This is a genomic window from Limosilactobacillus alvi (assembly GCF_016900115.1).
Classification (GTDB): domain Bacteria; phylum Bacillota; class Bacilli; order Lactobacillales; family Lactobacillaceae; genus Limosilactobacillus; species Limosilactobacillus alvi.
This window is the reverse complement of the sequence record NZ_JACJJQ010000053.1, coordinates 1-8,342: the sequence shown is the minus strand read 5'-3', so window position 1 is coordinate 8,342 and position 8,342 is coordinate 1. Positions and strand designations below refer to the sequence as shown.

The window sequence follows — 8,342 nt, the reverse complement described above, 5'->3', positions numbered from 1 at the left end:
TTTTTGATTAAATCAAAAATCATAGTTCGCATTTTCTTAGTTAGAAGCTAGAAAATAATAGTTAATTCCCAGCCTCCTAGGAAAGGTAAAAAGAAATAAGGCAAACGGCAAGCAGATTGCGCAAATCAACTAACTTGCTTGGCCACTGCTGACTGTAGTTACTGAGTAACATCCGGAGATGAACGAGAGACTGGAAAGAAGCTTGTATTACTTCCCAGTCTCTCGTTCGTATTTTGCTGATCTATTTTTTAAATTCCGAGTTTTACTAAACTTATCCTACTTTGTTTTTTGGGTAAGCATTTCGTAAACATAACTGGTTTCTTCTGGCCGATAAACCCCGTGCAAGGTGCCAACACGCTGAAAGCCAAACTTTTCAATGAGGTGTTGCATTGCGTGGTTATCCTCATGCGTATCGATTCGTAAGGAAACAATATCTTCCCGGTGAATCTTAATAAAATCAATCACATCCCTAAACAAACGTGAGGCATAGCCATTACCAGCATGGTCAGAGTAAATTGCCACCCGGTGAATCGTTAGATACCGATCCGTCTTTAGTAACCACTTACCATCTAATTCATCATATGCGTGATCTGGTGCGGGAAGAATTGAGAATACCCCAACCGTTTCATGATCCGAATCGTGAACTAAGTAGGCAAAGCCATTTGTAATATCCGCCTTAACTTGTTCTGGATTTGGATAGTCCCCCTGCCATTGATCAACTCCTCGCTCGGCAAGTTGGTTTTTCCCATCTTCCAAAACTTCAACAATCCGATTTAAATCATCCATCGATGCTTTTGTTAAGTGCATTAATCTAACACCCTCGCTTTCATTTAGTTTCAAAACATGTTATAACAACATAACACGAAATTAAAAGCAAAAACAAGCAATCTGTCTAAAAGTAAATTCGATTGGAGGAGTCTTTTGAACCACGAAGTACAAATTAAGGCCGTAATCAACTTTGCCCAAAGTAAACTTGGTGATGATGTTACTGGTCACGGAATGGACCATCTCCGCAGGGTCGCCCAACTTGCTACTCACCTTGCTAAGGAGGAAGGAATTGATCCTTTCCTCCCAGTCACTATTAGTTACTTACACGACATCATCGATGACAAGTTAATCGATGATGTGGAAAAAGCAAAAGCGGACGTAAAAACCTTTTTACAGGATCAAGCCTACCAACCAGCTGAACAAGCAGAGATTATGGCAACCATCACTCAAATGTCCTTTGCTAGTACTCTTGGAGGCCAACGTCCTCAATTATCCTTGGCAGGTCAAATTGCCCAAGACGCAGATTGGCTAGACGCCTTGGGCGCAACCGGAATCATCCGAGCAGTTTATTATGGCGGTAAACATCATCAAATCATCTATGATCCAAAGATTGCCCCCCGCATACAGATTAATAAGGCTGAGTATCGAAATCTCGATCACGAAACCATTATTAATCATTTCTACGAAAAGCTTTTTAAACTAGCAACAATGTTAAATACCCCAAGTGCCAAAAAAATTGCCCAACAACGCGAGGCCTTTATGCATCAGTTTATTGATCGTTTTTTGGCCGAGTGGGAAGGAGAAGCCTGAGCGAAAGACTTTTTCAATTTAAAAAACTGTGATATCCTAAGCTTACAAATTGGAAGCGATTACGAGGAGAGATAACACTATGGCAGAAAATGCACCACTTTCAAAACTTAATTTAAGTCCCCGGATTATTCAATGGTTTAAGGAAGATATGCACTTAAAAACAGGTCAAGGGGTAAAATTCTTTGGTAAGGTTTACGGGTCAACGAACGCCCACTCTGGTTTTTCGGCTGGATTAGCGCGGTGTGACCACCCAAACAACCCGGTTATTGATACTGAAATCGATGGAATTCACTTCTATGTCCAATCTTCCGATTACTGGTTCTTCGAAGGACTTGATGCCCAAATCGATTATGATCCATCCATTGATGGGCCTTCTTTCTACTTCACCCCAAATGATGGAAGCAAGCTTGATACTGTTGCTTCTGCAAGTCAACACACAGACTGCAACACCAACTAAACTTTAAAAAAATGAGGCTAAGTTCATCGCATTAATTGCGACTCTTAGCCTCATTTTTCGTTACGCTAAATGACGGAAAGTTCCGCTTGGTAATCGTTGGGAAGCAACGTCTACCTTGCTTGGATCACCCTTACGCCCTGGCTTCGTCTCAACTACTCCAAGGGTAATTGCGTGAACTGGACAAACTAAAGCACAGAGCTGACAACCAACACACTTATCCTTATTAAAAGTTGGGAGGCGTTTTTCATCATCCCAAGTTAAGGCTTGGTGCGCACCATCTTGACAGGAGATAAAACACCGACCACAACCGATACATTTGTCCCAATCAATTTTTGGATAAACCTTATAATTTCGATCAAGTTGTTCGGCAGGAATGATGTTTTTAGTGGCCTGGCCAACTAACTCGGATAAGTGGTCAACCCCTTGCTCATCCATGTAGTGCATGAGGCCGTTTTTCATATCTTCAACAACCCGGTACCCATATTGCATGACCGCAGTGGTGACTTGTAAAGTTGTCGCCCCTAAAAGGATAAATTCTGCAGCATCGGACCAGGTTTCAATTCCCCCAATTCCAGAAACCGGAATTTGTTCCAAACCAGCGGCAGACCGAATTTCTTGAAGGAAACGAAGCGCAATGGGCTTGACTACTTTCCCGGATAAACCAGAAACCGACGATTTCCCATTAACAATTGGGAGCCCGACCTTCTTTTCTAAGTCAATATTAGCAACTGATTTAACGGTATTAATTAGCGCAATCCCATCGGCTCCTCCAGCCATGCAGGCTTTTACCACCGGAATCATGGAAGTAATATTTGGTGTCATCTTCGCCATCATCGGTAGTTTGCTCCCACGCTTAACAGCTTCACAGTATTTCTGACAAAGTTTTGGATTGGTCCCAACATCCGCTCCCATCGAATGTGAGGTCATCTGTGGACAGGAAAGATTCATTTCAATCATATCTGCTCCAGCGTCTTCTACTTGACGAGCTAAATCTTCCCAGTCAGCTTCATTTCGACCCATAATTGAAGCAATCAAAACTTTATTAGGGTAATTAGTCTTTAATTTTCGCAGATCGGCAAGGTTTTCTTCAAGCGGGTGTTCAGCAATCTGTTCCATATTCTTAAAGGCCACAAATGGTGTGTCTTCCTTAGTTAATTCATCAAATCGAGGGGAAACTTCGTCTACTTTGAAGTCTGCAGGGCCAATTGTCTTAAAAACTACCCCACCCCAGCCTGCATCATAAGCTCGGGCACACATCTCATAACAATTGCCAACTGGCGATGAAGAAAGGCAGAACGGATTTTCAAAATGAACTCCAAGAAAATCTACACTTAAATCTTTTTTAATCATGATTTACACCCCCTAGCGTATTCATAATTACTCTGGCGGCTTCTTTTCCTTTTTGGACGGCAAAAACAACCGTTTGGTCACCATCAACTAAATCTCCAGCTGCAAAGACTTTTGCATCCTTAGTTTCATACTTAGCTGACCAGAGTTGGCTTTCGCTATGTTGTAAATCAATCTTAAGACCCGTTAAGTCACTTGTTTGACCAACTGCGTAAATAATTTTATCCGCCTTAATTGTCAACTCAGCATCGAGTTTCCGGTGTTTGAAAGTAACAACGTTAGTCGCTACTTTGGTTGGAACATAGCCATCAATCAAAGTGACACCAGCTTTACGGGTCCCAGCTAATTCTTTTTTAGAAGCCTTAAATTCGTTAAATTCTTCATATGCAACGTCCGTAACGTATGAAACGCCTAGTTTTTTCAAGGTTGTGGCAACGTCCATTGCAACATCCCCACCACCAATAACCAAAATATGATCAGGTAATTCGTTCTCTTGAAGTTCCCCATTCTTAACCCGTGCAAGGAAGGAAATTGCTGATTCAGTGCAAATATTATGTTCAAACATCGGTAAGGTCTTGGCTTTACTGTTTCCAACAGTTACTAGAACAGCGTCATAATCAGCCTTTAATTGATCAAAGGAGATGTCCTTACCAACTTTAATGTTGCATCTGATTTCAGCCCCAAGGTCGATAATTCGCTTAACTTCATAATCGACAATTTCTTGGGGAAGCCGGTATTCAGGGATTCCATAGGTTAAATAGCCCCCAGCCTTGGGGTGCTCCTCAAAAATCGTAACGGCAACCCCATATTGCCGTAAAGTTGTGGCGGCTTGAAGTCCCGCTGGACCAGCACCAATGATAGCAACTTTTTGACCGGTTGGCTTACCAGCTTTTAGGATTTGCATCCCCATCTCTTGTTCTATATCAGTAATAAACCGTTACAGGCCCCCGATATTAATTGGATGATCAATTTTTGCCCGGGTACATGCCGATTCACAGTAGCGTTCCGTTGGACAAACCCGTGCACAAACCGCCCCTAGTGCGTTGTTTTCCCGAATCGTTTCTGCTGCTCCCTTAACGTTATTAAACCGTAAACTCCGGATGAAACGAGCTGGATCAGTCTGCGCTGGACAAGCCTTTGAACATGGTGCATCTTCACACAACAAGCACCGAGCGGCTTCTTGCATTGCGGTCGAGAAGGTATAACCCTTTGATTCCGTTTGATAAGCTGTTTTCATTTTGCACCCTCCCTTAGTATATTCGTAAAATGCTTTACTAACTTCATTTTAACTTTTGTGAAGGTAAGCACAAGATAGAATTATTAATCATTCCAAAATTATATATTTTGTTATATTGACGTTATTATTCAATTATTTAATAACTGTTAAAAAAATAAAAATGATCGGACAGAAATTTCTGAACCGACCATTTTTAAATTAAATTATTACAATGGCTTTTTGGACGTATCTTGCATCCAAGTCAACCCAAGTGCACCTTGACCAAGGTGAGTACCAATTACCGGGCCAAAGTATGAAAGTTCAAACCGAACTTGTGGATAGGTTGCTTGTAAGTGGTCAAGCCACTTTTGACCCGCTTCTTGAGCATTAGCATGAATTACCATTGCTTGCACTGGATAATCCAGCTTGGCAAGATCTTCCGCAAAAATTTGCTCACACCGTAACTTAGCTTTTTTCATTGAACGAACCTTCTCAAAAGCCTCAATTGAGTAGTTAGCCGTGTGCATCGTCAAGAGCGGCTTGATCTTTAAGATCGAACCCACAAAAGCTGAAGCGTTGGAAAGTCGACCTCCCCGAACCAGATTTTGTAAGTCATCAACAACGAAGACATTGTTAAAGGTATCCTGATATGCCTTTAACTTTTCTAAAATTGTGTCTAAATCATTACCAGCTTTGATTAGTTGGGCTGCCTCTATTGCTAGATACCCCATCATTTTAACCGTTAAGTGAGAATCAAAGGGAATAATTTTGATTGTCTCCTTCATTTCCTCCGCCAATTGACCAATCGTATTTAACAAGCCCGAGATAGCCGCCGTCAAATGGATACTAATTACAGTATCATAGCCTTCGTCGGCAAGGGATTGATAAAGTTCCATTAATTGACCAATTGGGGGTTGCGAAGTACTTGGAAAAGAACTCGTTGTTTGTAACTTCTGGTAGAAGTCTTCGGTCGTAATATCGATCCCTTCCCGATAACTTTGGCCGTCAATAATCAAAGGAATTGGGACAACCCGAATATTATTTTCACGCGCTTCTTCATCTGTCAGGTAGGCGGTGCTGTCCGTCACAACAGCGATTTTCATATGCAAATCCTCCAACTCATCGTTCTTTCGTATTTGTTCCGAATTAGGTTTTAACCTACATATACATAGTAGTAAACATACCATAGAATACGTGATAAAACAATTCCCTCAAAAATTTTCTTTGCAGTTCTGCCTAATTTGTTTAGCATCTCTTAAAACGGTATAATGTAAATTAGTGATTTTAAAGGAGGCGTATTCCAATGGCGTTTGACGGATTTTTTACCCACGCAATGGTTGTTGAACTCAACCAATCTTTAACTGGCGGCCGAGTAATGCGGGTTAACCAACCTTATCCAAATGAAATGATCATGGTTATCCGGGCCCACCGGAAGAATCAACGGTTATTAATCTCTGCTAATCCCGCTTATCCCCGCTTTCAATTAACAAAAATTCCCTACCAAAATCCAGCAGTTCCCAGCAACTTTACTATGACCATGCGGAAATACTTGGAAGGGGCCATTCTCACCAAAATTGAACAAGTTGAAAATGACCGGGTAGTTACTTTTCACTTCACTACTCGGGATGAGTTGGGAGATACTGAAGATTTAGTTCTCTACGTTGAAATCATGGCTCGCCATAGTAATGCAACCCTGGTTAATCAAAACACCGGAAAAGTTATTGATGCCCTTAAACACGTTGGAAGTGACCAGAATCGGTTTCGGACCATTTTACCTGGGTCTACTTGGCGAATGCCTCCTAAACAAGAACGGACAAATCCGTACTTACCAAACTCAAAATATCCGACCTTGGTTAAGACTTACTCAGAAGTTAGTGATTTAGCTCATCAACTTCAAGCAACCTATCAAGGATTATCAACTAACTTGGCCCAGGAGCTGGCTAACCGTCTCTTAGCCAGCGACAATTTACCTCAAACCTATACTGAATTTCTAAAAGCCTTTGATCATCCAGAACCAACCTTGATCGAATTTACAAATAGCAAGCAGGACTTTTGGGCCCTTAAGCCAACGGCAACGCCAATCACTCAAATCAACAATTTTGAATCCTTATCAGCGCTATTAGATCATTTTTACGCTCATAAAGCCGAACATGATCGGACAAAAGAACTAGCGGGTCAAGTCTTAAAAATTGTAAATACCGAGATTAAGAAGGATCAACGGAAGATAAAGAAGCTTCAAAAAGAATTAGCTGCAGCTGATCAAGCTGATTTTTACCGGATTCGGGGTGAAATTTTAACCACATACCTGGGGCAAGTTAAGCCAGGGGCAACTAAGATTACCTTGCCAAACTTCTACGATGAGAACCATCCACTAGAAATTGAACTTTCTCCTGAGCTTTCACCATCCCGAAACGCCCAACGCTACTTTACCCGCTACAACAAACTAAAAGCCTCGATTGAATATGATCATGAACAACTTCGTCTCACCCAAGCTGAGCTGGATTACTTAACGGGAATTGTTAGTCAAATTGCAGTGGCAGCTCCGAAAGACGTACAAGAAATCAAAATTGAATTAGTCGAGCAAGGATATCTCAAACCGCATCATCGAAAAGGGAAAAAACAGCGGAAAGTCCCGGCGGCAAAACCAAGTGAATATTATGCTACTGATGGCACATTAATTTTAGTTGGGAAAAATAATCGCCAAAATGATCGGCTTAGTTTTAAAATTGCTAACAAAAATGATCTCTGGTTTCACGTTAAGGATATCCCAGGTTCCCACGTTGTTATTCGTGACGCCAACCCAAGTCAACAAACCATCATGGAAGCCGCCCAAATTGCTGCCTACTTCTCAAAAGGGCAAAATTCCACCCACGTGCAAGTTGACTATTTGCCAATCAAAGCTCTGCACAAACCAAGTGGCGCTAAACCAGGTTTTGTCACCTTCCGGGGACAAACGACCTTAACTGTTGATCCAGTTGCCCCAAGGAGCATAAACTCTAAAAATCAATAACTGCGTTGGAGGAAAACTATGGCGCTATCAATTATCAATAAATTTCAAATTGCCAAACAATTACCAATCTTCGAACAAGAATTAAAGGTAATTGAAACTGCCGAGCCCAAAATTTATAATTTTGGGCTTAAGCTCATTGAACGTTACGTAATGCATCTTTACATTCGACGAGCCGCCTTTATTTTAGCAATTCCTGGGTTAATCGTTTCGTATTTTACCAAGAACTTACTCCCCTTCGTCACGATGTTAACAGTATGGGCAATTGCTTTCATGCTTTGCTTAGCAACTGCAACCCGAATTAATCAAATTCGGGACGAATATCACCTAGACAAAGCCAATCAAACAGTTAACCATGAAGAAGACAATTAAATTTTACGATGATGAAACTGCCCACCGGGTCGCCCAACATTTTTTCGATACTGAGTATGAGGATCCAGGCATTGAAAAATGGAGCGGTTTTCTCTTATCTGACCATACAGCAAAATTAAATCAGCAAGAAACTAACGATGATGATCTTCACTTTAGTAAACCCGAGAAGTAGCGAATTAGCTAACGCATTTGCTAATTACCTTTTGACCGTAGTTTTTGAGTAACATTGGGATTGAAGATGCAAGAGACTGGGAAAAACACGAGTTTCTTCCCAGTCTCTGCTTTTTTGGCTCTTCGTCAACTGGTACTGATAGAATTTTTAAGGCTAAATTGGTCTAGTTTAGGCTGCCCAACGTGGGTGGCCT

The 8,342-nt window shown here is 41.4% G+C and carries 10 protein-coding genes; 5 read left to right on the top strand and 5 right to left on the bottom strand.

The features are described from left to right. Positions 1 to 276: 276 nt before the first annotated feature. Complete coding sequence (locus tag H5993_RS08545; protein ID WP_204777040.1) at positions 277 to 807, bottom strand: GNAT family N-acetyltransferase; 531 nt, start codon at positions 805 to 807, stop codon at positions 277 to 279. A 114-nt stretch (positions 808 to 921) separates the two neighbouring features. Here H5993_RS08545 and H5993_RS08540 point away from each other — a divergent pair, with 114 nt between their 5' ends. Together H5993_RS08540 and H5993_RS08535 are read left to right on the top strand one after the other, a co-directional pair. Next, positions 922 to 1,578: an HD domain-containing protein gene (locus H5993_RS08540; protein ID WP_239458058.1), complete on the top strand. Its 657-nt coding sequence runs from the start codon at positions 922 to 924 to the stop codon at positions 1,576 to 1,578. Positions 1,579 to 1,657: 79 nt separating this feature from the next. Further along, the gene (locus H5993_RS08535) at positions 1,658 to 2,035 is read left to right on the top strand and encodes a HesB/YadR/YfhF family protein (RefSeq protein WP_204777039.1); all 378 of its coding nucleotides are present in this window, start codon (positions 1,658 to 1,660) and stop codon (positions 2,033 to 2,035) included. A 60-nt stretch (positions 2,036 to 2,095) separates the two neighbouring features. On the opposite strand, the gene preA is transcribed toward H5993_RS08535, so the two are convergent. The 4 genes from preA to H5993_RS08520 all read right to left on the bottom strand — a co-directional run bounded on the left by preA (position 2,096) and on the right by H5993_RS08520 (position 5,701). Next, entirely contained in the window at positions 2,096 to 3,385 is a 1,290-nt protein-coding gene (gene preA / locus H5993_RS08530) for an NAD-dependent dihydropyrimidine dehydrogenase subunit PreA (RefSeq protein WP_204777038.1), read from the bottom strand. Continuing rightward, entirely contained in the window at positions 3,378 to 4,292 is a 915-nt protein-coding gene (locus H5993_RS08525; protein WP_275087015.1) for an FAD-dependent oxidoreductase, read from the bottom strand. The genes preA and H5993_RS08525 overlap by 8 nt, the downstream gene beginning before the upstream one ends. Positions 4,293 to 4,319: 27 nt before the next feature. Further along, complete coding sequence (locus H5993_RS09610) at positions 4,320 to 4,619, bottom strand: hypothetical protein (RefSeq protein ID WP_275087014.1); 300 nt, start codon at positions 4,617 to 4,619, stop codon at positions 4,320 to 4,322. A gap of 206 nt (positions 4,620 to 4,825) precedes the next feature. After that, positions 4,826 to 5,701, bottom strand: coding sequence for a DegV family protein (locus tag H5993_RS08520; RefSeq protein ID WP_204777037.1), 876 nt, complete (start codon positions 5,699 to 5,701; stop codon positions 4,826 to 4,828). A 200-nt stretch (positions 5,702 to 5,901) separates the two neighbouring features. On the opposite strand from H5993_RS08520, the gene H5993_RS08515 reads away from it, so the two are divergent. Genes H5993_RS08515 through H5993_RS08505 form a run of 3 tightly spaced genes read left to right on the top strand, consistent with a single transcriptional unit; the run spans position 5,902 to position 8,149 of the window. Continuing rightward, the gene (locus tag H5993_RS08515; protein WP_204777036.1) at positions 5,902 to 7,608 is read left to right on the top strand and encodes an NFACT RNA binding domain-containing protein; all 1,707 of its coding nucleotides are present in this window, start codon (positions 5,902 to 5,904) and stop codon (positions 7,606 to 7,608) included. An 18-nt stretch (positions 7,609 to 7,626) separates the two neighbouring features. Then, positions 7,627 to 7,977 (top strand): hypothetical protein, encoded by a 351-nt coding sequence (locus H5993_RS08510; RefSeq protein ID WP_204777035.1) that lies wholly within the window; start codon positions 7,627 to 7,629, stop codon positions 7,975 to 7,977. Beyond that, positions 7,961 to 8,149, top strand: a complete 189-nt coding sequence (locus H5993_RS08505; protein WP_204777034.1) for a hypothetical protein — start codon at positions 7,961 to 7,963, stop codon at positions 8,147 to 8,149. The genes H5993_RS08510 and H5993_RS08505 overlap by 17 nt, the downstream gene beginning before the upstream one ends. The last annotated feature ends 193 nt before the right edge of the window (positions 8,150 to 8,342 follow it).